Consider the following 24,700-nt stretch of genomic DNA (forward strand, 5'->3'; position numbering starts at 1 on the left):
AGCAGGGGTCGCTGTGGGTCCTGCTTGGGTGGGTGGGTGGGGCGACAGCGCTTATCGCCTATGCTGGAATGCGGCGCGATCTTCTGGACGGTCAAATGCCGATGCTGTCGATGCTGTCCTTTTGGCTGATCGCCGGAGTGGGCATGGCCGCAGTGTGGAGCGCGATCCGCATGGGCATGCCGGGTGTCGGCCGCGACTATGGCGGTTGGCGCTGGGCCGGGCTGGTCGCGCTTGCGCTGCCCCTGTCCGCGCTGCTCGTGTCGATGGGTAACAGCCACGCCGCGTTGGAATCGGCGCGCATGGGTGCGGGTACGCGCTGCCTGACCGAGGCGGTCATCTCTGGCCTGGGCGTCGGCGGGGCGCTCTTCGCCTGGCTCAAGGCGGGGGCCCCGACCTCCCCGGAGCGCGCGGGGCTGGTAGTCGGGCTTGCCGCGGGCAGCGCCGGGGCGACGATCGTCGCGCTACATTGCCCGATTGACAACATTGTTCACATTTCGCTGTGGCACGGGCTGGCCGTGATGATCTCGGCCGCGGCCGGGCGGCTTTTCCTTCCGCGCTTCCTGCGCTGGTAGACTCGGACCCACCTCGCAACCGGCGTTGTCGTCGGAGGTAGCTCATCCCTCAATTAAAGTGGAACGAACCTTCATGCGTATCATTATTGCCGCCATCCTGCTCGCCCTGACACCTGCCGCGACTTTTGCTGCGCCGTCACAATCGTCTCCGCCCGTTTCGGTATCCCAAGAGGGCATCGCCATCGGCGGCTATGACGCCGTGTCGTATTTCTCGGACGGCGGGCCGGTCGTCGGATCGCCAGCGTTCGAGCATCGCTGGAACGGAGCAGTATGGCGCTTCGCTTCGGCGGAGGCGCGCGATCTCTTTTCTACGAACGCCGAGGCCTTCGCCCCGCAGTTCGGCGGCTATTGCGCCTGGGCTATCAGCCAGAATTACATCGCACCCGGCGATCCCAAGGTGTGGCGCATCGTCGACGGGCGTTTGTATCTGAATTTCAACGAACGTGCGAAAGAACTGTGGGAGGCTGACCTTGCGGACGCGATCCAACGTGGCAAGGCGAATTGGCCTACCGTTCTTGAACAGGCCGATAATCGCTAAGGCACGCCGCCCACTGCCAACTCCGATGTGTCTCGCATCACACTTGTCGATGGGATAGTTCATCCTGGTTTCGAGGCTCATTGCCGCGGTACCTGCTGCGGCAAATCAAACCGCCATTTCTGTCCAAGCCCCATAAGCTTGCGCATCAGAAAATGTCGTTGTTCCTTTCCAAAAGGAGCAGTGCGTCGAGCAGGAAGAATGGGGTAGCCTATATCAAGCGGACTTCATTGCCCGATTGCGCACAGCGAGGAGGCCTGTTCCAATCGACAGAATGAAGATTTGACATTCGGCGGCGACCGTCAGCCCTATTGCAGTCCTCGTGAGCCCGTCCTCGCCGATTACGATCCCGATTTTGGCGAGATGGAGTTGGGTTCCTGTAAGACCTTGCGCAAGGGCTTGCAGCGAGCCAGCCAGCAAAGTCCCTCCAGAGAAGAAAATGAGGGCGGCCGCGCCAAAGGCTGCGAGCAAGCAAACGGCGATGACTGTCCAACGCGCGCGCCCATCCAGCGCGGCCCAAGCCGCAAAACCCGCGGCGGTGCCGAGCACCACGCCTTCAAAGGGTCCGGTTGCATTCATTACGGACACCCCCGAAAGGAGCCCCACGCTCTCGCGTCCGAGCAGGTTGCCCAGAGCGCCAACGGCAAGGCCGCCGATCGCGGTGCAGGCCACCATCCATCCGTCGGCACGTTCGCGCCATGTGAGAGCGGCAGCCATTCCCGCGCCAAGCCCCGCACCGGCGAGCAGGCCGAGCGCGCCGATCATCGCCGCAAGGACCAGCACCTGCGCGCCGCCACTGGTCGCTGAAATCATGCCGTAGATCAGGCCGGCCAAGGCGCCTGACGCAAGGCCCGCCAAGGTGCAAGCTCCGGCGACATGCGATCCTTGCGCGCGCCCCGTTACCAGCGCCCGCGTGGTTTGATCGGCGATGAAACGGTAGCCATGTTTCGGCACGGTTTCGATGAAGCGCGGATTGGTCGCGTCGTCCTCCAAGGTTCGTCGCAGGGTCCGAATGCACTGCGTCAGCGCTTCGTCCGTTACCGGAATCCCGTGCCAGACCTGATCCATGAACAAATCCTTGGTGACGAGCTCCCCGCGGCGCGAGACGAGCAGGGCCAGCGCGTCGAAATAGCGGCTACCAAGTTCGATCGGCAGACCGTGCTTGCTGAGCTGCCGGTTGTCGCAATCGAGCTGAAAGGCGTCGAAGTGCAGGATGCGGGGCTGTGTCTCCATGATCTCGCGGTCTGGTGCCATCCCGAGGCGGAGGCAAGCGCTGAGCGCTGTTTCAGCCATTGCTCATGAATTGCTCATGCCTTTCACCTGGGGCCGAGCCACGGTCTGCATCAGGAAAAGCCAAACGAGACCCGATCATGAACGACCTTTCTACGCGCCGCGCCTCCCTACTCAACGGATGGCGAATTGCCGGCTGGGGCAGCCTACTGGCCCTGCTGATGCTGCCCGCCCTGGCGATGCAAATAACCCGTGAGGTGAACTGGACTGCGGGCGATTTCGTTTTCGCCGCGATTCTGCTCGGCTTTGTCGGCACCATGGTTGAGCTGGCGGTGCGCTTTGCCCGCCCCGGTGCGCCGCGGATCGGCTACATCATTGCCGGCTTCACCGCCTTCTTCACCTTATGGTCGAACGCCGCGGTCGGCATCATCGGTGACGAGGATAGCATCAACGTCTTCTTTTACCTCATGCTGCTGGGAGCCATTGTCGCGGCTGTGGGCGTCCGGTTCCGGTCCGGAGCCGTGCGCTGGATCGCGGTATTGCTCGCAATCGGTCAGTATGCCGTCGGCATTGCGGCGCTCAACATGATGCCCGGACACGCCGTCGAATGGGGTTTTCTCACTATCTTTGCCCTGCTGTGGCTGACGGCGGCATGGTGCTTTGACCGTGCTGTTATCAAGGCGACCAGTTAGTCGGAGACGTGGTCGGGGTTGCGGCTTCCGGTAATTGAAGGGCAACCTTGGCAATAAACCGTTCGTGAAGCTGCCAGTTTGAAGCCGGCCATTCGCGAACGAAAATTGGGGCGGGCCGCATCAGGGCCCGCCCAGTTAACGATCGGCGTCAAGTGGGGTCGTAGCCGATCGCCCTTTCGGTCGATTACTCGCTGCTATTCTGCTTTTCGGCCGCCTTCTTGAGCTGTCCCTTGGTCATCGCGCTGACGAGCACGTCGCCTGAGCCGGCGAAGCTGGCGGCAGGAAGCGTTGCGGTGCGGTTGCCAACCTCGACCGTCACCGCCTCGACGACGCCGCGCCCCGTCTGGCGCAGTTCCTGCACATAACCGATCACCTTGCCGCGCGGGTCGGTGACGGGCATGCCGGGGGCGACGGCGAACATGCCGTTGCCGCTCGCCGCGCCGCTGCCCGCTGCGGCAAGCTGCCCCAGGCTGCCCTGAAAGCTGCCCGCGGCCGAGCCGGCGCCGCTGGCACTGCCTGAGACGTTTGACAGCGCGCCGTCGGCCCGGTCGCGGACAGTCCCGACCGCACCGCGCGCGGTGTCGGTTGCGGTCGAAGCCGTGTCCCGTGCGGTGCCGACGGCGCCGCGCGCGGTCTGGCCCACGAAATCGGTGCCGACCGCCTGTGCGTCGATGCTGCCGCTGCCCGATGCGCTGCCCGATCCGGCGGCGCTGCCGCCGATCGTGCTGCCGAGCAGATCGGCGCTGCCATTGGCCGAGCCCTTGCCATTCGCATCGGCGCTGCCGTTACCCTGGACGCGGCCCGATCGGCGATCGACGCGGGCGTCGCCGCGGCCCGATCCGGTAACCTCGCCGGAGGTGCCGAGGGTGCCGCCGATCGGGCCGGTGGGGTTGCCGAGCGTGCCGCCCAGCGTTCCGCCGAGGTTGCCGCCAAGCCCGCCGCTGCCGCCGAGCAGCTGCGCCGAGGCAGGCGCCGAAAACGCCATGGCCGACGCGGCCAGCGCGAGGGCCGAGGTGAAAATGCGATTTGCCATTGTCCTTCTCCTTCGTCTTGCGGCCCGGAGGGGAGGGCCTGGCAGGAAGAACGATGGCGCGTTCGCATTTCTTCCCGAAAAAAAATGCCGGACGGTCAGCGGCCGCCGCAATCGCCGCAAATAAGGCCGTGTCCGTAGATTTTATCGCGGCCCCGCTGGCCAAGGTCGCGCGCCTCCATGACGAGCGCGGAAACGGCAGGACCGATGCGATCGATTGCCGGTGTAGGATAGTGAAGCGCCAGTCGTCCCGCGACGAGCGGCGCGGCGAAGGATGTGCCGCGCAGCCGGCCGATGGAGTCTGGCCCGGTCGCCGCCAGCACGGCATCGCCGGGCGCTGCGAAGTCCACGTGGCGCGCGCGCCCAGCCTCCGGAAGCGCGCGGTTCCTCGCGTCGACCCCAGTTACGGCGAAAACACCCCTGTAGGAGGCGGGGTAGGCGGGCGGCGCTGCCGGGCCGTCGTTGCCGACCGCCGCGACGATCAGCATGCCGCGCTGCTGCGCGCGTGAAACCGCGAGCGCCAGCAGCTTGTTATCGGGTCCGACGAGGCTGATCGTCGTCACTGCAACACCGTTTTGCGCGAGCCAGCCGAGCGCGCGCGCGATGGCGCTGGCGCTCCCGCCCGCGGGGTCGGTGCCATAGACGTCGGCGGCGAGCAGCCGCTGCCCGGGCGCCGAGCCGCGCACCGGGCCGCTGCCGACCAGCAGCGAGGCGACGGCGGTTCCATGCCGGCTTGCGGCGGGCGCCCCGGCGGCGAAGCCACGCTGCGCAACGCGTCCGGCGAGCGACGGATGCGCGGCGACGCCGCCGTCGATCACCCCGAGCGATGCCTTGCCGGAGGAGCCGGTCGCCGCGAACGTAGCGGCGGGAAGCAGGCCGCCGCCGGGACCGCTCGTGAAAAAGATATGATCGACATCGATTTCAGCATCAGGAAGCAGCGTGGCAAGCTGCTTTTGCGCGCGCGCGAGGCTTCGTCCGTCGGGGACCGCGAAGCGGACGACGTCGAGGCCCAGACCTTCAATGCGATCACGCTCCAGCAGGCGAAAGCCTTTTCCAGTCGCGCGCGCAATCATCGCATTGTCGATGCCCGTCGCGATCAATATTCCGCGCACCGCGGGCTCGCCGTTGCGGTCGGGTTCGATCTGGTGGCGATGGGTGCGCAGCAGGTTCAGGATCCGGTCGGCCCGCACCTCAGCGAGCGTATCGCCGACGCGCGACAGCGGCTCGGCGCCGACATTCGGCAGGGGCGGAAGTGTTCGCGTGGCGTCGGGCAGTTGGACCGGTGGCAGCGCGATCTGGGCGAGGCCGCGCTGCGCCGGTCCCGGCATCAGCACGATAAAGATCAGAATCAGGGCGGTCCATTTTCGCATCGCTTGTCCTTGCTCGGGCGCGGTTAATCCCTGTCGAATGCACGAGGCCCGAAAAATTTAGCATCATGCGGAAGAAACGATAGGGTGGGATCGTTTCTTCCTCGGATCTGGCGAAAAGGCGAATATGCGCTTCGAAGAGGAACTGGTCGAATTACTGCCGCGACTGCGCCGGTTCGCGCGCGGATTGGCCCGCCATGCGAGCGACGCCGACGATTTGTGCCAGGCTGCGATCGAGCGCGCGCTGAAATCGCGTGACCAATGGCAACAAGGAACGAAACTGGACAGCTGGATGTACCGCATCACCCGCAATATCTGGATCGACGAGCGCCGCGCCGCGGGCCGGCGCGGCTTTCATGCCCCGATCGACGATGCGGTCACGCAGGTCGCGGGCGAAGGCGCGGCCGAGGTTGAGGCCGGGGCGCTGCGCGGCGACGTCGATGCCGCGATGGCGCAGCTTCCGGACGAGCAGCGCGAAGTGGTGATGCTCATTCTGGTCGAAGGCTATGCCTATCGCGAGGCAGCCGCCATATTGGAGGTGCCGATCGGCACCGTTACCTCGCGGCTCGCTCGCGGGCGCGAGGCGCTGATGCATGTTTTGGGAGAAGCGGCATGAGTTTCGACCCTGGCACGATCGCGGCGTTCGTCGATGGCGAACTGGACGACCTGACCGCGCGCCGTATCGAACGGGCGGTAGAAAGCGATGCGGCACTTGCCGCTGAAATCGCCCGCTACCGAGCGCTGACGGCGAAGCTGTCGGCGCATTTTGCTCCCGTTGCCGAGGAAGTGGTGCCAGAGCGACTGCGTGCGCTGCTGGTCGAACCCGGGGTCGATACCAGCCTGGCTGCTCGCCGTCATGCGAAACGCGGGTCGTTTGCACCCGTTCATTGGGGTGCGATCGCCGCATCGCTGGTGCTCGGACTGACGATCGGCCTCAGGCCGTGGGCGCCTGCGGCGGATATTGCTTCTGTGAATGGTAGGTTGGTAGCCTCGGGCGCGCTCGCCGACGCACTCGAAACCCAACTCGCCTCGGACCAGTTGGCGAATGCCGAAATCCGCATCGGGCTGAGCTTCCGCGACAAACAAGGACGCGCATGCCGCAGCTTCGAGGCCCGCGACCTGTCCGGTATCGGCTGCCGCGACGGCGGCCATTGGGCGCTTGAGCGCACGATCGGCGGGCGGGCAAGTCAGGAATATCGCCAGGCATCCTCGGGCGAACTCTTAACAGCGGCCGCAGCCATGATGGCAGGGGATCCCTTTGACGTTGCAGCCGAGCGCGCTGCCCGCGACAGCGGCTGGAGAAATTGAGGAAGTTCTGCCCATCGATGTCGGCCTTGCGGCTCTTGCGATTTCAAACCGGACTGACTGGAATCGGCCACTAACTTTCAACCAGGTAGGCTCGGTGACGTGCGATACGGGATCGCAGAACAATGCGAGGATATCGCCTACGCGCGCCCCTGGCTCTGCCTACTCGAGACTGGGCATCGTCGAGCCAAGGTGCGACCACGACGGATTTGCCCCTTTATGGCGTTCGCGGTCTCCCTTTCCTGCATGGGGGCCTATGGATCAGTTCGGTGCGTCAACATTCTTGCACGCAAAGGGATCATCGCGCAGCGACCGTCCGGCTGTTTCGGGCATATATCGCAGCGCGACGAGACCGACGAGGCAGGCGAGCATCATGTAGTAAGCGGGCATCAGCGGATCGCCGGTCAGGGTGATCAGGCCGCTGCCGATCATCGGCGCGGTGCCGCCGAAGATCGATGTCGAAATATTATAGGCGATCGCGAAGCCCGCGAAACGCACCGCGGTCGGGAACATCGCGGGGAAGGTCGCCGAGATTGTCGCGAGCTGCGGCACATAGAGGAGGCCGAGCGCCATGAAGCCGATCAGTGCGCCGGCGAATCCGGTGCCGATCAGCATATAGAGCGGCACGACGGCGAGCAGCAGGCCGATCAGCGACCAGCGCCACATCGCGCGGCGGCCGACGCGGTCGGACAGCGCGCCCGCGAAGGGCAGGAAGACCATCATGAAGAGCATGCCGATGATCGGCACGAGCAGCGCCTCTTCGTTCGACAGGCCAATGCGCCGCTGGAGATAGGTCGGCATATAGCTGAGCAGCGAATAGTTGACGACGTTGAGGGCGACGACGAGGCCGCCGACGACGAGCAGCGGGCGCCAATAGTCGCGCATAAGGACGCCGAGCCCCGGCGGTTCGCACCGCTCGGCCGACGCCATTTCCTCTCGGAAAATCGGCGTATCCTCCATCTTCGAGCGCACATACATGCCGATGAGGCCGATCGGACCCGCGATCAGGAAGGGAATGCGCCAGCCCCATTCGTGCATCGCCGCGTCGCCGAGGTGCAACGAATAGCCGAGCATCAGCGCAGCGCCGAAGGAAAAGCCCGCGAGCGTCCCGAATTCGAGAAAGCTGCCATAGAAGCCGCGCCGGTCGTCGGGCGCATATTCGGCCATGAAGGTCGCCGCGCCGCCATATTCGCCGCCGGTCGAAAAGCCCTGGAGCATCCGCAGGAGGATCAGCAGGGTCGGCGCCCAGAAACCGATGCTGTCGTAAGAGGGGATCAGTCCGACGGCAAAGGTCGCGCCCGCCATCAGCAGGATGGTCATCGCAAGCACCGACTTGCGCCCAATGCGGTCGCCGAGCGGCCCCCAGAACAGCCCGCCGAGCGGTCGGACGAGGAAAGAGATGGCAAAGGTCGCGAGCGCGAACAGCACCGCCTCCTCGGTATCGCCGGGGAAGAGCGCGGCGGAAATATAGGTCACGCCATAGGCATAGATGCCATAGTCGAACCATTCGACCGCATTGCCGAGCGCCGACGCGCCGACCGCGCGGTGCAGCGGCGAAGGCTTGCGAAAGGGGGGCGGGTGCCCTGGGGCGTGGGTGGTTACGGGCTTTTCCATGGGTCACCTGTTTGCGGATGGGATTGGGTCGATGGGGCGGGAATGTCGGGGCCGGCGGGGTCGAGCAGCGCCGCGACCGGCGTCGTGCGCGGCAGGATCTGGAAATCCTGCTGCGCCGCGCCGGGGACGGGCGCGCTGGCGGCGAGGCGCCACAAGCCGAAGGCGAGCATCATCCCCGCCGCCAATGCGATGAAGAGGAAGAGCCCTCCCACGCCGATCAGCGTCATCGCCCCGGCGGCGCCAAGCGGGCCGAGCGCCGCACCCACCGAATAGAGAAGGACGAGCTGGCCGCTCGCGGTCACGCGCTCCGACGGCAATAGCCGGTCGTTCACGAAGGCGACGCAGAGCGGATAGAGCGCGAAGCTGAGCCCGCCGAACAGCGCGCCGAGACCGAGCAGCAGGGGGCCGGTCGGGGCCATGGCCAATGCGATGCTGACGCCAAGCGTCGCGGCGAAACAGGCGATGATGACGCGCCGCCGGTCGTAGCGGTCGGACAGGCGGCCAAGCGGCCATTGCAGCGCCACGCCGCCGAGGATCACCGTCATCATGAAGGTCGCGGTGTCGCCAAGGCTGAGCCCGATCCGGCGCGCGTAGATGGCGGCAAGGCCATAAAAGGCGCCGAGCAGCAGCCCGGTGATCCCCGCGCCCGCGACGCCGAGCGGGGAGGCTTCGAACAGGCGCCGCAGCGGCAGCGAGGCCGCATCCTCGAGCGTCGGCGCCGCGGCGCGCGTCAGGCAAACGGGGATGATCGCGAGCGAGATCAGGATCGAGGCAAGTTCGAAGGGGATTTGCGGTGCGGTGTTGCCTGACCGCAGCAGCAACTGCCCGATCGCCTGCCCCGAATAAAGCGCGACCATATAGACAGCGAGCACCGTCCCGCGCGTCTCTGCCTCGGCACGGTCGCCCAGCCAGCTTTCGACGCAGATGAACACGCCGGCGATGCACAGCCCGTCGACGAGGCGCAGCCCCGCCCACAGCAACGGGTGCTGGAACAGCGCATAGGTCAGCGTGCTTGCCGACAGCAGCGCGACGAAGGCGGCGAAGGCGCGGATATGGCCGACGCGGCGCACGACCTCGCCCGCGCGCAGGGCCCCCAGCACGAGCCCGGCGAAATAGGCGGTTGCGACCGCACCGATCACCATCGTCCCGCTGCCCGCGCGTTCGAGCCGCAGCCCGATCAGTGTCGAGAGGAATCCGCTGCCCGCCATCATCACGAAAATCGCGACCAGCAGGCTCCGCACGGGCGGGATGATTGCGAACATCGGCCGCGCCCGGCCGCCGCGTCATGCGGCGCGCCGGCCCTCCGCGCTCGCGTCGATGTCCTCGATCAGCGCCTTGTGCAGCACGCGCACCGCCGCATCGAAATCGCGGCCTTCGACGATGAACTGGACGTCGACATTGCGGATCTGATGTTGCATCGCGATCATCACGATGCCTGCATCGTCGAGCGCACGCAGCGCATCGGGGACGAGCCCGGGGCGCGAAATGTCGCTGCCGATCGCCGATACCATCGCCACCGGCTGCGCCGAAATCGCGGCCTCGGGATAGTCTTTCTGCAGGTCGGCGATCAGCTTTTTTACCGCGTCGGCGCTCGCCGACAGATAATGGGTGATCGTGTTGGCATTCGACGATTTGCTGACGATCCACAGGCGGTGGCGCGTCAGCGCGTCGAGGATCGCCATGTCGTAACCCTTCACGCCGACCATATCCTGTTCGAAGAAGGTCAGCGCCTGCAACTGGCGGATTCCGGTGACGATCTCGACGCGCGGGACGTCGGAGACATAATCGCCGGTGACGAGCGTGCCGCTATCCTCGCGGTCGAACGTGTTGCGCACGCGCAGCGGGATGTCGGTCTGGCGCAGGCCGCGCCCGGCGCCGGGATGGATCGCCTCCATCCCCAGGTTCGCAAGCTGGTCGGCGACGTCGTAGTTCGTGCGGCCGATCTTGCGCGCCTTGTCCTCGCCGACCAGCTTCGGGTCGGCGCTCGACAGGTGAAACTCCTTGTGGATGATCGCCTCACGCGCGCCGGTCAGGACGGCGAGGCGCGAAAAGGTCATTTCGGTGTAGCCGCGCGCATAGCGCCGCACCATGCCGCCCTCGCACCCGGCATAGCCGGTGATGATCGGCAGCGTCGTGCGAAGGTCGATCGCGGCAAAGGCCTCCTTGATCCGTTCGTCGAGGCTGCGAAGATCGTCCTGGTCCCACAGCGTGAGGTCGATGAAGCGCGCATCGACGTCGCGGTCGCGAAGCAGCAGCGCGGTGCTGTGCGCGCTATGCGCCTCACCGATCCCGGCGAGCAATTCGCGCACGGTGGCGAGCTGGTCCTTGAGTCCGAAGCGCCCGTGGCTGCGCAGCCGCGCGAGATCGTCGAGGCAGGCGGTGACGGCATCGATGCGCGCATCGACGAAGCGGTCGGCCTCGGCCCGGCTGGCGCCGCGCGCGAACATATCCGCATTGCGCGCGTGCATCGCGGCGCGCACGGCTGCCATGCTGCGCCGCCACGCATCGGCATCGTCGTCGTCGACGAAATGCCCATAGACGCCGGGTGCGCCCGTCTTCTTGTTCTCAAGGAGCAGGTCGGTCATCCCGGCATAGGCCGAGACGACGAAGATGCGGTTATACAGATCGGCGCCCGATCGCCCCGCGATCAGCACATTGTCGAACAGGGTCGCCGTCGCGGCCATCGACGTGCCGCCGACTTTCTCGACGCTATGCCCGGTCATGCCGGCACCGTCTCGGCGATCGGGCCGCGTTCGATCGCCAGCGGTTCGGGCTCGCCGCGATGCGCGAGGAACCAGGGACGCGGCTTGAGGGCGCCGAATGGCTTTCCGAGCCGGTTGCTGACCGCATTATAGACGAGGAAGGCGTTGGCGCGCGGAAAGGGCGTGATATTGCCGTTCGACCCGTGCATCAAATTGCAGTCGAACAGGATGACAGTGCCGGGCTTGCCCGTCGGCGCGACGATGCCATGCTTGTGTGCAAGCTCGGCGAGGCTTTCCTCGTCGGGCACGCCATATTCCTGTTTCTTGAGCGAGCTTAGATAATGGTCGTCGGGGGTTTCGCCGATGCAGGTGAGGTAGGTGCGGTGCGACCCCGGGATCACCATCAGCGGCCCGTTGTGCGGGGTGTTCTCGGCCAGCAGCACCGACATCGACAGCGCGCGCATCCGCGGCATGCCGTCCTCGACGTGCCAGGTCTCGAAATCGCTGTGCCAATAGAACTCCTTGCCCTTGAAACCGGGCTTATAGTTGAGCCGCGACTGGTGGATATAGACCTCGTCGTCGAGCAGGAAGCGCGCGACATCGGCGAGCCGCGCGTCGGCGGCGAGCCGCGCCATCACCGGGCTCTGCGCGTGAATCTCGAAGATCGAGCGAATTTCCTTGCCCTGCGGCTCGGTGACGATCGTGTCGCCGTCGAGTGCCGCCGGATCGGCGAGCAGCTTGCCCGCAGCTTTCTGCAGGAAGGCGACTTCCTCGGCCGAGAAAATATCCTCGAGCACGATATAGCCGTCGCGGTCGAACTGCGCGGCCTGGCGCGAGCTGATCGGCGCGTCATTGCTCCATTGACTATGGACGACGGGATCCTGCCGGGGCCGCATTTCGGCTTCGGCGGCTTGGCGCGAGGGGTAGAGGTCTTGCATCGGACGTCTCCCTTTCTGGTTCGGGTGAAGGTCAGTCGGCGGCGACGGGCTCGCGCGCGAGGTCCGCGTCGGTCGGATAGGCGCCGCTTTCGTCATGCACCTCTTGGCCGGTGACCGGCGGGTTGAAGACGCAGGCGGTCAAAATGTCGGTTTCGGGCCGCACGATATGGCGATCATGGTCGTTGAGCGCGTACATCACGCCGGGGCGCAGCGCGTGAACCTCCCCGGTCGCCAGATCCTCGATCGTTCCGGTCCCTTTCAGCACCAGCACCGCCTCCAGATGGTTCTGATAGTGCATCTTGAGTTCGCTGCCTGCGAACATGGTGGTGCAGTGAAATGAAAAGCCCATTCCATCGTCCTTGAGCAACAGCCGGGCGCTGGCCCAGCCGTCCGAGCGGACGTTGCGGTCGGTCTTGCGGATGTCGCCTAAATTGCGAACGATCATGTCGGTTTCTCCTGTTTTTATTCGGCGGCGACGGCGTAATCGGTCGCTATCGCCTCGCGGATTTTGGTTTCGAGGATGTCGAGCCCGGCGCCGAGCACCGCATCGTCGATGACGAGCGGCGCAAGCACCTTGATCACCTCGTCATGCGCGCCGCTGGTCTCGATAATCAGCCCCGCGTCGAAGCAGGCGGCGGTCACCGCGCCGGCGAGTTCGCCCGATCCGACGTTGACGCCGCGCATCATCCCGCGGCCGCGCACCTCGAACCCATGTTCGGCAGCGATGCGGCCCAGCCGCGCCGCGAGCAGGTCGCCGCGGCGGCGCACGTCGCGCTGAAAATCGTCCGTTGCCCAGAAATGACGGAGCGCGGCGGTCGCGGTGACAAAGGCGTGGTTGTTGCCGCGGAAGGTGCCATTATGCTCGCCCGGCGACCATTGGTCGAGCTCGGGGCGCAGGAGGGTCAGCGCAAAGGGCAGGCCCATGCCCGACAGCGATTTCGCCAGCGTGACGATGTCGGGGGTGAAGCCCATATCCTCGAAGCTGAAAAAGCCGCCAGTGCGCCCGCAGCCCGCCTGAATATCGTCGACGATCAGCAGCGCGCCATGCGCCTTCGCAATCTCGGCAATGCGGCGCAGCCATTCGGCCGAGGCGGCGTTGAGCCCGCCTTCGCCCTGCACCGTCTCGACCAGGATCGCCGCAGGGGCGTCGAGCCCGCTCGACGGATCGGCGAGACGTTGTTCGAGCAAGTCGGCGGTGTCGACCTCGGGCCCGTAATAATCATAATAGGGTTCGTGCGCGGCGTGGCTGAGCGGCACGCCCGCGCCGCCGCGCTTGGTGGCATTGCCGGTGCAGGCGAGCGCGCCCAGCGTCATCCCGTGGAAGCCGTTGGTGAAGGCGACCACCATTTCGCGGCCGGTAACCTTGCGCGCGAGCTTGATCGCGGCTTCGACGGCGTTGGTGCCGGTGGGGCCGGTGAACATCACGCGATGGTCCAGCCCGCGCGGTTTCAGGATCAGTTCCTCGAAGGTAGCGAGGAAATCCTGTTTCGCATCGGTGTGCAGGTCGAGCCCGTGCGTGATGCCGTCCGCGCCGATATAGTCGAGCAGCGCCTGCTTCAAAATCGGGTGATTATGGCCATAGTTGAGCGTCGAGCAGCCCGACAGGAAATCGAGATAGCGCCCGCCCTGGTCGTCGTGCATCCACACGCTTTCGGCCTTGCCGAACTGGCGCGGCATCGAGCGGGCATAACTGCGGACCGCCGATTCGCGGCGCTCATAGATAGTCCTGTCCGGAATCGCGCCGGACGGCTGGGGTGTCGTAATCATCATCTTATCCCTGTTCTGCGTCTATCTTCATGCGGTCGATCGGCCCGATGCGGGCCAGATAACCAGCAAATCTCGATACCCTAGAGAGCGAGCGGTTTGGCTCGCGGCAGAACGTCCGCTCTCTTTGTTTGAAATCTAAAAGCTGACTGTCTCCAACCGGCCAGACTTGACCGTAATCAGCCTCATATATTCGGCCAATCCTCGACATCGGCTTCCCGCGTTGATCAGGGCAGATGCTTAAGTAGATTCCACGATTTTCCTCTCGAAGTCATGCGGCTATTTCATAGCTGTCTGTGGAAGAGCTGTATCGCCTCCCACCGCGAAGACGGTGAGTTACGAACACAGCGATGATGCTGCGGACACGGCTTGCGGCGTCCCCGGAAGCATCTGTTCGACCCGAACAGAGGGACCAAGGGGACGTCGCAAGTTTCGCACCGGTCCCATCACTCGCAGTGTGCCGGCTCGCGCGCCAGCCTGTGCGATCGGACATACGGCGAGGGACGTTCTCGACGAGCCGCCGCCCAGGAGCAGCTGGTCAACAGGCGATCAGCCATTCTACGCAAGCTAGCCCCTTTCGCAAGCCCAAGCGCCTTTGCGTTCGGCCTCGTCGAGATAATTGGCCCACCATTGCATCATCGGCCTCCGGTGCGCCAAATATCGCGCGGCGTTATAGGCTGCCCGAATGCCGCGGGGTTGATGCGCCAGCTGGATTTCGATCCAGTCGGGTTCGAACAGTCCACTCTCATTCAAGACTGTGCTGGCCAGGCCGCGAAACCCATGGACCGTTGCCTTGCCACGCAAACCGAGCCGATACATGATGTCCAGCATTCGGTTCTCACTGATCACTTTCGACTTCGTGTAGGCCACCGGAAATAGGTAGCGACCGAGCTTCGCATTCCCGGCTTTTCGATAGACGTTGATATCTTCGATCTCCGCGAGAAGATCGAGTGCCTGACGAGGTAGGGGGACGAGATGCTCCGAACGCATCTTCATGCGCTCGGCCGGAATGCGCCACATTGGGTTGGGGCCATCGAGGTCTTCGAACTCTTCCCACTCGGCAAAACGCGTCTCCTGCGTGCGGACCATGGTAAGAATGGTCCAGCGCAGCGCGAGATGGCTCATGCGTTCGGCTCTGTCCGCGTTAAGCTTGGCAAAAAACGTTGGCAGATCCTTGGCCGCAACCTTGGGATGATGCTTGACCGGCCGCGCCTTGGTGAGCGCCGGAGTGAGGTCACGGCACGGATCGCTCTCGCACCGCCCGTCCGGGATCGCATAACGAAAAATCTCGCTGCAGTGGTTCTTGACCCGGTGCGCCATTTCGATCGCCCCGCGCGCCTGGATCTTGCGGATCGCCTCGAGTATCTGCCGGGGTGTAATGGTGTCGATATCGAGATAGCCGATAACCGGAAATATATCGGCTTCAAGCCGCCCGACCACAAGCGCAGCATAGCGCGGAGACCAGGCGAGCATGCGCGTTTCGAGCCATTCGCGCGCCACATGCTCGAACGTGTTGACGACCTCGGCTAGCGACGTCGAGGTTTGCGCCTTGGCTTTCCGGCGCTCCTGAGACGGATCAAGCCCGAGCGCGAGCTGATGCTTCATCATGTCGCGCCACGCCCGCGCAGCGAGGATCGTAGTCGCGGGATAAGGTCCGCCCGAAAGCAGCTTCTGTTTTCCCCCATAGCGGTAGGCAAAGCGCCAGACCTTTCCGCCGTTCGGTTGGACAAGGATGAACAGCCCGCCGCCATCGGACTTCTTGTAGGGTTTAGCGGCCGGTTTGAGCGCCTTGAGCGCGACGTTGGTAAGCATGTTGGTACCTTCCCCGCGTGCTGCAACTTCGAATCCTGCGCACGGAAAAATTGTTGGTAAGGGCGAAATGCGTACCAACAAATTGACCAAAAACGGGTCGAGCTGCAAGGGGACGGCCTGAGCGGAATCGCGAATCCGTCTCAAGATAAATCATTGTTTTTATTGGTTTAGTTGAGACGCTCTGCGGCCTCGTGAGCGCTTCTGGAAACACCGGCTGGCTGGGGCGGCAGGATTCGAACCTGCGCATGGCGGTACCAAAAACCGCTGCCTTACCGCTTGGCTACGCCCCAACGGCCGGTGCGACGCGCGCTCTATAGCGCGTCGCCGGCTAATGCAAGGCAGGTCGCGTCAGATCCGGTTTACCCAGCCGTAAGGGTCAGGCGCGCGGCCGCGCTGGATCGCGACGAGCTTGTCCTTCAGCATCGCGGTGACCTGGCCGGGGCCGCCGGCGCCGATGGTGAAGCTGGTCTGCCCACGCGTCACCTTGCCCACCGGCGTCACCACGGCAGCGGTGCCGCACGCGAAACTTTCGGTCAGTTGTCCGCTCTCTGCATCGGCCTGCCACTGGTCGATCGCATAGGGTTCCTCGCGCACCGTCAACCCGGCGTCGCGCGCCAGGGTGATGATCGCGTCGCGGGTGATGCCGGGCAGGATCGTGCCGGTCAGCGGCGGGGTGACGATACTGCCGTCGGCGAACACGAAGAACATGTTCATGCCGCCCAGTTCCTCGATCCAGCGGCGTTCGACGGCGTCGAGGAACACCACCTGGTCGTGCCCCTTGCCGATCGCCTCGCGCTGCGCGATCAGGCTGGAGGCGTAATTGCCGCCGCATTTGGCGGCGCCGGTGCCGCCCGGCGCGGCGCGAGTGTAGTCTTCGGACACCCACAGCGAAATCGCCGGTGCGCCCGATTTGAAATAATTGCCCACCGGCGAGGTGATAACGAGGAACTGATATTCGGCCGCGGGCTTGACCCCCAGGAACACCTCGCTTGCGAACATGAAGGGGCGCAAATAGAGCGCGCCTCCGTCGACGGGCGGGAACCAGGCAGCATCGGCGGCGACGGCTTCCTTGACCGCGGCAATGAACAGTTCCTCGGGCAGTTCGGCCATCGCCATGCGGCGCGCGCTGGCGTTGAAGCGCGCGGCGTTAGCCTCGACCCGGAACAGCGCCATCGATCCATCGTCGAGCCGGTACGCTTTCAGCCCTTCAAAAATTTCCTGCGCATAATGCAGCACCGCGGTCGCAGGATCGAGGGTCAGCGGACCGCGCGGCATCACCTGCGCATCGTGCCAACCCTGCCCCTCTGTATAGCGGATCGACACCATATGGTCGGTGAAGACGCGCCCGAACGCCGGATCAGCGATCGCCGCCGCGCGCACATCGTCCGCAACGCGATCAGGGTGCGGCAGATGGGTGAAGGCGGGAGCGGACATGCAAAATAATCCCTGTGGCTGGGGGTCGATGGAGCGCGCCTCTTGCCAAAGACCGGCGGCGCGCGCAACGGTAGTGACCATGGCCGAGGAAAATTTTCTTTCGCAAACCCCCGCTGCGTCTGCTCTTTTCTTACGCGAAGACGAAGTGCGCCGCGGCATCGAATTTCTGTTTTTCGCCCACGCATCGCTGTGGCGGTCGATCGACGCACAGCTGGCCGAACAGCAATTGGGGCGCGCGCATTATCGCGCGCTCTATTTCATCGCGCGCCAGCCGGGGCTGACGATCTCTGACCTGCTCGCGCTGCTGGGGATCACCAAACAATCGCTCGGCCGCGTCGTGAAGGAACTGGAAGCGCGCGCGATGTTGACGACCCGCCCGGGCAATCGCGACCGGCGGCAAAAGGAACTGCGGCTGACCGATGCCGGCCGGGCTGCCGAGGCGGCGATTTTCGTGCTGCTGCGCGACGCAATGAGCCGCGCCTATACCCACGCCGGTCAGCAGGCGGTGACCGGATTCTGGCACGTCAGCGAGGCACTGATCCCCGTGCGTGACCGCAAGCGCATCGCGGCGCTGGGAAAGGAAGCGGTCTAGCCCTCGCCGCGCGCCAGGTCGGCCAGTTCGCGTCCGCGGTCGCGCGCGGCCCGCAGGACGTTGGTGAGCAGCGCGGCAAGCTGTCCGTCGCTGTCGAGTATGTCGAGCCCGGCCTGCGTTGTGCCGCCCTTGCTGGCGACCTGCGCGATGAGCGTCCCGGGCTTTTCGCCGCTGTCGGCAAGCAGCGCGGTGGCGCCGCCAAAGGTGGCCGTGGCCAGCGCGAGCGCATCCTCCGCCGACAGGCCAAGTCGCTCGCCCGCCGCAGCATAAGATTCGATCAGCCGGAACACGAACGCCGGACCGCTCCCGGTAAAGGCGGTGACCAGATCCATCGTCGAATCATCGGGCAATGTTACCGTCCGGCCCAGTATGTCGAGCAGCGCGGCGATTGTTTCATGATCGACGTTCCCCAGGGTCGCGACCGCAGTCACCCCGGCGCCGATGCGTGCGGCAAGATTGGGCAGGATGCGGACATGCGCCCTCGCGCCGGAAAACCGTGCCGCGAGATCGGCGAGCGACACCCCCGCGAGGATCGACAGCAAATGGACGTCCCCGGTCGCCAGCGGCGCCAGCGTTTCGGCGATCTCGCCCAGCTGTTGCGGCTTCATGCCGAGCATGATCCAGTCGGCGACACCCCCAGCGGCCTGCCATTCGGCGAGGGACGCGTATTGGACGACACCGTCGCGCGGCGCCGCAAAGGGATCGACGATCGCCACCCGGGCGCCGTCCAGCCCGGCCGCCAGCCAGCGGTCGAGCATCGCACCCGCCATATTGCCGCAGCCGACGAGCAGCAGACGGCCCGAAAAATCTTGCAAACCTTGGTTCATATTCCTGTTTCTAATTCTAACGACAGCTGGTTTCCGGTCCCGGGATCAGGTCGAGGCAGCGGCCGTCGATCGTCGCCGTATCGACCGGCAGCCCGATCAGCGACGCCAGCGTCGGCATGATATCGACCGTCATCACGGCATTGGGTTGCTCGAACCCGGTCATCCCCTTGCGCCAGAAGAGGATCGGAACGCGGCGGTCATAATCCCACACCGATCCGTGCGTCGCGACATAACCGACGCCCGGTTCGGCAATCGGGGTGACCCGCGGTTTGAGCGCGATGATGAAATCACCCGAACGCTCCGGATGAAACGACGCGCGCAGCTTGTCCATCAGCGTCCAGACGTCGGCCGGACGCTTCGACACCGGGTGCGCGGCGAGCTCTTCTTTCGTCACCACGCCCTCCACCTGCGGGTGCGCGCGCAGGCGCGGGAGAAGTTCGGCGAGCGCGGCCTTGCGCTGCGCTGCCGTCAGCGACTTGGACAGATAATAGTCGCCGCCCTCGCCCAACATCAGCGGCTGGGGCAGGCCGAGCTTTTCGGCGACCGCCTTGCCGAGCGCTTCGGGGTCGAGCGCGCGATCGACGCGCTGCGCGTCGGGCCAGGCATTCTGACGGTTGCGTTCGGGCAGGTCGTGACCGCCATGGTCGGCGGTGAGCACGACTGCATAGTCGATGCCGGTCGCGTCAAGGCGCGCCAGGAAATCGCCAACCTCGCGGTCGAGCCCCGCCATCTGCAGGCACATCTCGCTGCCTTCGGTGCCGGTGCCGTGGCCGACATAGTCGGTCGCGGCCAACCCGACGATCAGCAGGTCGGTGGCATCGCCCTCGCCCATTTTGCGCGCCTGGCGCAGCGCCGCGGCGGTCGCGAGAACCGCGCCGTCGGCTTCGGGCGAGGCGAGGAAGCGGCGGAAATCGCCGGCGTCGCGCGCCATCCGCCCCGTGCCGACGTTGCCCTTGCCGCCGTCGAGCGCCACCGCAATGTCCTGCCGTTCGCATTCGGCGGGCAACGTCAACGGCCCGCGCGCGGTGGCGATGGCGCCGGCAATCGCGGTGCTCGCCTGCTGCGCCACCGGCGACAGCGCAGTCCCGCGATAGGTGGCGAGGCCGCCGGGTGCGAGCCACATGACCTCGTCGGCCTTGTGCCCGGCCATCATGATCGCCGATCGATCCTTGCCGGCAACCGACACGACCTGCGCCCGCGGGTCGCGCGCCTTCATCAGGTCGCCAAGCGTCGGGACGAGCAGCTTGGCGACCGAGGGCGCATATTGGCCGCTGCGCGAACTGGTGCCGGGAACGGTTTCGTCCTCGGCGCAATAGACGCGCTTGTCGTCGCGCGGCGCGTCCAGGTTGAAATAATTGTTGGCGACAATGCCGGTGCGCGACGGATGGCCGCCGGTCAGAATGGTCGAGTGGCCGGGACAGGTTTCGGTGGCGCCATGCGCCTGATAGCCCGACGGAAAGACCACCCCGCTGCCGAGCCGCGCCAGACCGCCGCCGAACCGGCTGCGATATTCGGCGTAGAGATCGGCCGACAGCTGGTCGACCGCGATCACCACGAGCAGCTTGGGCGCGGGCGTTGCGGCGGTGACCTTTTGCACCTGAGGTGCGGCATTCTGAGCCTGGACGGCGCCGCCGCTGCCGATACAGAGGGTGGCGGCGAGGGCGATTTTGAGAAGGTTCGGCGTCACGAGCGGCATCTCCGTTGCACAAGGGTATCAGCGCGGGCTGTCCTCTCGACGAAACCCGCCTATATGGCAAGCCTCGAGAGACAGGTGACAGCGGAACCGGCATGGATCGCGGCAAGGACGTTTTTGTGACAACGCTTTGGCATTCGGTGCTCGCGCTGCTGGCGTTTGCCTTGCTCGCACTCAGCCCTGCCAAGGCCCGAACAATCCATATCCAGCCGCAGCTGGTCGCCGAATCGACCGCCCCGGCGCCTGGCGGCACAACGACGCTGGCGCTGACGATGACCCCCGACAAGGGCTGGCACGGCTATTGGATCAATGGCGGCGATGCCGGGTTCGGGCTGTCGGTGGAATGGAACTTGCCGGAGGGCGTGACGGTAGCGCCGCTGCGTTATCCGGTCCCCGAGCCGCTGATCCTGTTTGGCATGATGAACCATGTTTACGAGCATCCTTATGCGCTGCTTGCCGAAATGGAAGTTGACGAAAGTGTCGCGCAGGGAACCGATCTGACGCTTTCGGGGGTCGCCAACTGGCTCGCCTGTACCGACAAGGTGTGCGTGCCCGAGCGCGCCGTTGTTTCCGTCACGCTGAAAGCGGGCGACGGCGCCGTTCCCGCCGCGGCGCGGGCGCGCTTTGACGCGTGGCGCGCGCTGTTGCCCCAGCCGCTCGACCGCAAGGGAAGCTGGGATCGGCGCGGCGATATGGTGCGTTTTGCCATTCCGCTGCCCGCCGGATCGGCGCTAGAGGCACCCTATCTGTTCGCCGAGACGCAAAATCTGGTCGATTATGTCGCGCCGCAGACGTTCAGCCGCAACGGCGATTTCATCATCGTCGAGACACGCGCCAAGGGTACGGCGAGCGGACCGGTCGCGGCGCTGCTGAAACTAGGCGACGGACGCGGGCTTTCGGTGAACTTCGAACCCGGCGCGGTGCCGGCGGCGGGCGAGGCGATCGCGGGGCCGACGGATGCGATCGACATGGGGCTGTTCTGGGCCGCGCTGGGCGGGGCAATCCTGGGCGGGTTGATCCTGAACCTGATGCCCTGCGTCTTCCCGATCCTCAGCCTCAAGGCACTCAGCCTTGCCCGCTCGGGCGGCGATGCGCGGTCGGCGAAGATCGAGGCGCTCGCCTACACCGCGGGCGCAATCGTCACCGCGCTGCTGCTCGGCGCCGCGCTGCTGGCGCTGCGCGCGGCGGGGGAGCAGGTCGGCTGGGCGTTTCAGTTGCAGCATCCGGTCAGCGTGCTGGCGCTGCTGATCCTCGCGATTGCGATCACGCTCAACCTGCTCGGTACCTATGAGCTGCCGTCGTTCGGCGGCGGACAGGCGCTGGCGGGCAAGGAGGGCGCAGCGGGCGGTTTCTGGACCGGCGCACTCGCCGCCTTTGTTGCGACGCCGTGCAGCGGGCCGCTGCTCGGCGCGGCGTTGGGCGCGACGCTAGTGCTACCTGCATGGGCGGCGCTGCCGATCTTTGGCGGGCTGGGGCTGGGCCTCGCCCTTCCCTTCCTTGCGGTCGGGTTCGTCCCGGCGCTGAGAAACCGGCTGCCCAAGCCGGGGCCGTGGATGGACCGGTTCCGTAAATGGATGGCGCTGCCGATGGGGTTGACCGCGCTCGCGCTCGGCTGGCTGCTGTGGCGGCAACTCGGCAGCGGGTCGCAGCTGATCTGGCCGATCGTCGCGGTCGCCATGGCGCTGGTGCTGCTCACCCATTATGGCGCGATGCAGCGCGGTGACCGGCGGTCGTGGTTGCTGATCACGGCCGGACTGCTTTTCGTTGTTGGCCTTGGCGGCACCGTCACGGAAGTTGCCGACACCGAACGCGCGACTGCGGCGAGCGGCTCGACCTTCTCGCCCGATGCGCTGACCAAAGCGCGCGCGACCGGCAAGCCGGTGTTCGTCTATTTCACTGCCGACTGGTGCCTGTCGTGCAAGGCGAACGAGGCGGGCGCGATCAACCGAGAGGCGGTGCAGGACGCGTTTGACGCGGCGGGTGTCGTCACGCTGGTCGGCGACTGGACCAACGGCGATCCGGTCATCACCCGGACGCTGGCCGAACATGGCCGCAACAGCGTGCCGCTGTATCTGTGGTACGCGCCGGGTGCAGCGAAGCCTGAAATCCTGCCGCAGATCCTGACGCCGGGGATGCTGACAGATTTGGCGGAAACGAAATGACATCAGGTTCGTCATTGCGAGCGGAGCGAAGCAATCCAGAGCGGTTTACGCTACTCTGGATTGCTTCGCTCCGCTCGCAATGACGGAGGGAATTATGGCCAAGATCCGCGCCGACCAGTTGCTCGTCGACCGCGGCCTCGCCGAAAGCCGGACGCGGGCGCAGGCGCTGATCCTCGCGGGGCTGGCCTTTGTCGGCGACCGCAAGATCGACAAGGCGGGGCAGCAGGTGGCGGACGACGCCGACATCAGCGTCAAGGGCCGCGACCATCCGTGGGTGTCGCGCGGCGGGGTCAAGCTCGACCATGCGCTGACGCATCTCGGCTGGGACGTGACGGGCGCGGTCGCGATCGACGTCGGGTCGTCGACCGGCGGCTTTACCGACGTGCTGCTCAGCCGCGGCGCGGCGCGGGTTTATGCGGTGGATTCGGGCACCAACCAGCTGGCGTGGAAGCTGCGGCAGAACGACCGCGTCATCGTCCACGAACAGACGAGCGCGCGCATCCTGACGCCCGCGCATATTCCAGAACCCATCGACCTGATCGTGTGCGACGCGAGCTTTATCGCGCTGTCCAAGGTGCTGCCGGTGCCGATGTCGTTCGCCAAGCCCGGCGCGCGCATCGTCGCGCTGATCAAGCCGCAATTCGAGGCCGAACGGCACGAGGTCGGCAAGAAGGGGGTCGTGCGCGATGCCGCGGTCCACGCGCGGGTGTGCAGGGATGTGCGCGATTGGCTGGAACAGAATGGCTGGACGGTCGTTGAAACGGTCGAAAGCCCGATCACCGGGCCGGAGGGTAATGTCGAATTTCTGATCGCCGCAATCAAAGCTGCCGCTTGACGCCAGCCCCGCCCGCCGCGACACCTCTAAACAACCGCTTCCCGCGTAAAGGACCATGTGCATGACCGAGATCGCTACACCGGGCCAGCTTCGAATGTCGTACCTGCGCTGGGCGCTGGTCACCGTCCCCGCGATCGTCCTGATCGGCAGCCTGATGGGCGTGCTGTCGAACAGCGGTTACGGCAATCGCTGGTTCGCCTCGCTCGACCTGCCTGCGATTACGCCGCCCGGGTGGGTGTTCGGGGTCGTGTGGCCGATCCTCTATATCATGCTCGGGCTGGCGCTGGCGATGATCCTGCACGCGCGCGGCGCCAAGGGACGCGGGCTGGCGCTGACCTTGTTCTTTGTCCAGCTGATCGCCAACTTTGCCTGGTCGCCGCTGTTTTTCGGGCAAAATCAGGTGACGAGCGCACTGTACCTGATCATCTTCATCCTGCTGATGACGATCGCGACTGCCTTTGCCTTTGCGCCGATCCGCAAGGCGGCGGCGTGGCTGCTGGTCCCCTATATGGTATGGCTCAGCTTTGCCGCGATCCTGAATTTTCAGATCGATCAGCGCAATCCCGACGCCGAAACCCTTGTCCCCGCGGCCGCGAGCACCCAGATAGGGTAACGGCAAGGGATCGAACGCCCACGAAGGAATTTTGAGATGCAGAGCGAAAACCGCTTTTTCGACGATCTGGCCAAGATGGTGAACGGCGTTGCCGGAACCGTTGCCGGCGCCGGCCGCGAGGCCGAAGCCGCGATGCGCGAGCGCGCCAAGGAATGGGTCGGCCGGATGGATTTCGTCAGCCGCGAAGAATTTGAAGCGGTGAAGCAGATGGCCGCGACGGCGCGCGCCGAGACCGAGGCGTTGAAAGCGCGGCTCGACAAGCTGGAAGGCGGAGCGAAGCCTGCGGCGAAGCCCGCTGCTGCGAAACCGGCGCAGAAGCCCAAGCCCTGATTTCGTCATCCCGGCGCAGGCCGGGATCTCGACTGAGCATCATCACGCAACGGCGAGACGCCGGCCTCCGCCGGGTTGACGGTTTGTTGGTGAGCTGTACGGACTCGCTACGGCGCGAAACACCCGCTAAAGCGCCCCTATGAGTGACGATATTTACGACGACGAAGACGGCCAGGACGCCGCGCCGATGGACATGCTGGCGTCCTATTTCGCCGCGCACGACTGGCCGCACGAAATGGTTGGCGAGGACGAGATCGTCGCGACCGCGCAGGGCAGCTGGACGACCTACGAACTGCGCGCGGTGTGGCGCGCCGACGATGGCGTGATCCAGTTGCTCGCCTTTCCCGACATCCGCGTGGTCGAGGAAAAGCGCGCCGTCGCGCATGAGGCGCTGGCGCTGATCAACGAACAATTGTGGCTGGGCCATTTCGAGCTCTGGTCGAACAGCGGCACGATCCTGTTCCGCCACGGCATGTTGCTGGGCAGCGATGCGTCGCTGCCGCTCGACCTGGCCGAAACGCTGATCGAAACCGCAATCGACGAATGCGAGCGCTTTTACCCGGTGTTCCAGTTCGTGCTGTGGGGCGGCAAATCGCCCGCCGAGGCGCTGGCGGCGTCGCTCATTGAAACGCGCGGGGAGGCTTAACGCTCAC

24 protein-coding genes and 1 tRNA gene are annotated in these 24,700 nt (G+C 65.5%); 11 read left to right on the forward strand and 14 right to left on the reverse strand.

Features of this window, described 5'->3' with window-relative positions; all coding sequences use genetic code 11:
• Positions 1-572: DUF1109 domain-containing protein (locus IR187_RS06550; protein WP_194953803.1), on the forward strand; the 572-nt coding region annotated here is incomplete at its 5' end.
• A 73-nt stretch (positions 573-645) separates the two neighbouring features.
• Positions 646-1,110: a YHS domain-containing (seleno)protein gene (locus IR187_RS06555; protein WP_194953804.1), complete on the forward strand. Its 465-nt coding sequence runs from the start codon at positions 646-648 to the stop codon at positions 1,108-1,110.
• Between the two features lie 213 nt (positions 1,111-1,323).
• Here the strand turns inward: IR187_RS06555 and IR187_RS06560 are convergent, their stop codons facing one another.
• Entirely contained in the window at positions 1,324-2,340 is a 1,017-nt protein-coding gene (locus tag IR187_RS06560; protein WP_194953805.1) for a winged helix-turn-helix domain-containing protein, read from the reverse strand.
• A 137-nt stretch (positions 2,341-2,477) separates the two neighbouring features.
• Here IR187_RS06560 and IR187_RS06565 point away from each other — a divergent pair, with 137 nt between their 5' ends.
• On the forward strand, positions 2,478-3,029 hold the full coding sequence (locus IR187_RS06565) for a hypothetical protein (protein ID WP_194953806.1): 552 nt from the start codon (positions 2,478-2,480) through the stop codon (positions 3,027-3,029).
• Positions 3,030-3,213: 184 nt separating this feature from the next.
• On the opposite strand, the gene IR187_RS06570 is transcribed toward IR187_RS06565, so the two are convergent.
• On the reverse strand, positions 3,214-4,062 hold the full coding sequence (locus IR187_RS06570; protein WP_194953807.1) for a hypothetical protein: 849 nt from the start codon (positions 4,060-4,062) through the stop codon (positions 3,214-3,216).
• A 95-nt stretch (positions 4,063-4,157) separates the two neighbouring features.
• A complete protein-coding gene (locus IR187_RS06575; protein WP_194953808.1) occupies positions 4,158-5,429 on the reverse strand; it encodes a S8 family serine peptidase in 1,272 nt (423 codons plus the stop codon).
• A 124-nt stretch (positions 5,430-5,553) separates the two neighbouring features.
• On the opposite strand from IR187_RS06575, the gene IR187_RS06580 reads away from it, so the two are divergent.
• Together IR187_RS06580 and IR187_RS06585 are read left to right on the forward strand one after the other, a co-directional pair.
• Positions 5,554-6,042 carry an RNA polymerase sigma factor gene (locus IR187_RS06580; RefSeq protein WP_194953809.1) on the forward strand — a complete coding sequence of 163 codons (489 nt, stop codon included), beginning with the start codon at positions 5,554-5,556 and terminating at the stop codon, positions 6,040-6,042.
• A complete protein-coding gene (locus tag IR187_RS06585) occupies positions 6,039-6,734 on the forward strand; it encodes an anti-sigma factor family protein (RefSeq protein WP_194953810.1) in 696 nt (231 codons plus the stop codon). Before IR187_RS06580 ends, IR187_RS06585 begins: the two co-directional genes overlap by 4 nt.
• Before the next feature lie 258 nt (positions 6,735-6,992).
• Here IR187_RS06585 and IR187_RS06590 read toward each other — a convergent pair whose 3' ends face one another.
• From IR187_RS06590 to IR187_RS06630, 9 genes are all read right to left on the reverse strand, one after another.
• Positions 6,993-8,345: an MFS transporter gene (locus tag IR187_RS06590; protein ID WP_194953811.1), complete on the reverse strand. Its 1,353-nt coding sequence runs from the start codon at positions 8,343-8,345 to the stop codon at positions 6,993-6,995.
• Positions 8,330-9,607: an MFS transporter gene (locus IR187_RS06595; RefSeq protein WP_194953812.1), complete on the reverse strand. Its 1,278-nt coding sequence runs from the start codon at positions 9,605-9,607 to the stop codon at positions 8,330-8,332. Before IR187_RS06595 ends, IR187_RS06590 begins: the two co-directional genes overlap by 16 nt.
• A gap of 21 nt (positions 9,608-9,628) precedes the next feature.
• Entirely contained in the window at positions 9,629-11,068 is a 1,440-nt protein-coding gene (locus tag IR187_RS06600) for an aspartate kinase (protein WP_194953813.1), read from the reverse strand.
• Positions 11,065-11,985 carry an ectoine hydroxylase gene (gene thpD, locus IR187_RS06605; protein WP_194953814.1) on the reverse strand — a complete coding sequence of 307 codons (921 nt, stop codon included), beginning with the start codon at positions 11,983-11,985 and terminating at the stop codon, positions 11,065-11,067. The genes IR187_RS06600 and thpD overlap by 4 nt, the downstream gene beginning before the upstream one ends.
• Before the next feature lie 31 nt (positions 11,986-12,016).
• On the reverse strand, positions 12,017-12,430 hold the full coding sequence (locus IR187_RS06610) for an ectoine synthase (RefSeq protein WP_194953815.1): 414 nt from the start codon (positions 12,428-12,430) through the stop codon (positions 12,017-12,019).
• Positions 12,431-12,447: 17 nt separating this feature from the next.
• Positions 12,448-13,755 (reverse strand): diaminobutyrate--2-oxoglutarate transaminase, encoded by a 1,308-nt coding sequence (ectB, locus tag IR187_RS06615; RefSeq protein ID WP_194953816.1) that lies wholly within the window; start codon positions 13,753-13,755, stop codon positions 12,448-12,450.
• Between the two features lie 561 nt (positions 13,756-14,316).
• Positions 14,317-15,669: a tyrosine-type recombinase/integrase gene (locus IR187_RS06620; protein WP_228765603.1), complete on the reverse strand. Its 1,353-nt coding sequence runs from the start codon at positions 15,667-15,669 to the stop codon at positions 14,317-14,319.
• A 107-nt stretch (positions 15,670-15,776) separates the two neighbouring features.
• Positions 15,777-15,851 (reverse strand) — tRNA-Gln (locus IR187_RS06625).
• Between the two features lie 58 nt (positions 15,852-15,909).
• Positions 15,910-16,995: a branched-chain amino acid aminotransferase gene (locus IR187_RS06630; RefSeq protein WP_194953817.1), complete on the reverse strand. Its 1,086-nt coding sequence runs from the start codon at positions 16,993-16,995 to the stop codon at positions 15,910-15,912.
• A 79-nt stretch (positions 16,996-17,074) separates the two neighbouring features.
• Between IR187_RS06630 and IR187_RS06635 the strand changes: the two genes are divergently transcribed.
• A complete protein-coding gene (locus IR187_RS06635) occupies positions 17,075-17,587 on the forward strand; it encodes a MarR family winged helix-turn-helix transcriptional regulator (RefSeq protein ID WP_194953818.1) in 513 nt (170 codons plus the stop codon).
• Here the strand turns inward: IR187_RS06635 and proC are convergent.
• Positions 17,584-18,414, reverse strand: coding sequence for a pyrroline-5-carboxylate reductase (proC, locus tag IR187_RS06640; RefSeq protein ID WP_194953819.1), 831 nt, complete (start codon positions 18,412-18,414; stop codon positions 17,584-17,586). The genes IR187_RS06635 and proC overlap by 4 nt on opposite strands.
• Before the next feature lie 16 nt (positions 18,415-18,430).
• Positions 18,431-20,110, reverse strand: coding sequence for an alkaline phosphatase family protein (locus IR187_RS06645; RefSeq protein ID WP_194953820.1), 1,680 nt, complete (start codon positions 20,108-20,110; stop codon positions 18,431-18,433).
• Between the two features lie 92 nt (positions 20,111-20,202).
• Here IR187_RS06645 and IR187_RS06650 point away from each other — a divergent pair, with 92 nt between their 5' ends.
• From IR187_RS06650 to IR187_RS06670, 5 genes are all read left to right on the forward strand, one after another.
• The gene (locus tag IR187_RS06650) at positions 20,203-22,269 is read left to right on the forward strand and encodes a protein-disulfide reductase DsbD family protein (protein ID WP_194953821.1); all 2,067 of its coding nucleotides are present in this window, start codon (positions 20,203-20,205) and stop codon (positions 22,267-22,269) included.
• Positions 22,270-22,363: 94 nt separating this feature from the next.
• Positions 22,364-23,104, forward strand: coding sequence for a TlyA family RNA methyltransferase (locus tag IR187_RS06655; RefSeq protein ID WP_194953822.1), 741 nt, complete (start codon positions 22,364-22,366; stop codon positions 23,102-23,104).
• A 61-nt stretch (positions 23,105-23,165) separates the two neighbouring features.
• Positions 23,166-23,717, forward strand: a complete 552-nt coding sequence (locus IR187_RS06660) for a TspO/MBR family protein (RefSeq protein WP_194953823.1) — start codon at positions 23,166-23,168, stop codon at positions 23,715-23,717.
• A gap of 36 nt (positions 23,718-23,753) precedes the next feature.
• Positions 23,754-24,047, forward strand: a complete 294-nt coding sequence (locus IR187_RS06665; protein ID WP_194953824.1) for an accessory factor UbiK family protein — start codon at positions 23,754-23,756, stop codon at positions 24,045-24,047.
• A gap of 139 nt (positions 24,048-24,186) precedes the next feature.
• Complete coding sequence (locus tag IR187_RS06670; protein WP_194953825.1) at positions 24,187-24,693, forward strand: type III secretion system chaperone family protein; 507 nt, start codon at positions 24,187-24,189, stop codon at positions 24,691-24,693.
• Positions 24,694-24,700 lie beyond the last annotated feature (7 nt).

The organism is Sphingopyxis solisilvae, assembly GCF_015475875.1.
In the GTDB taxonomy this organism is placed as follows: domain Bacteria; phylum Pseudomonadota; class Alphaproteobacteria; order Sphingomonadales; family Sphingomonadaceae; genus Sphingopyxis; species Sphingopyxis solisilvae.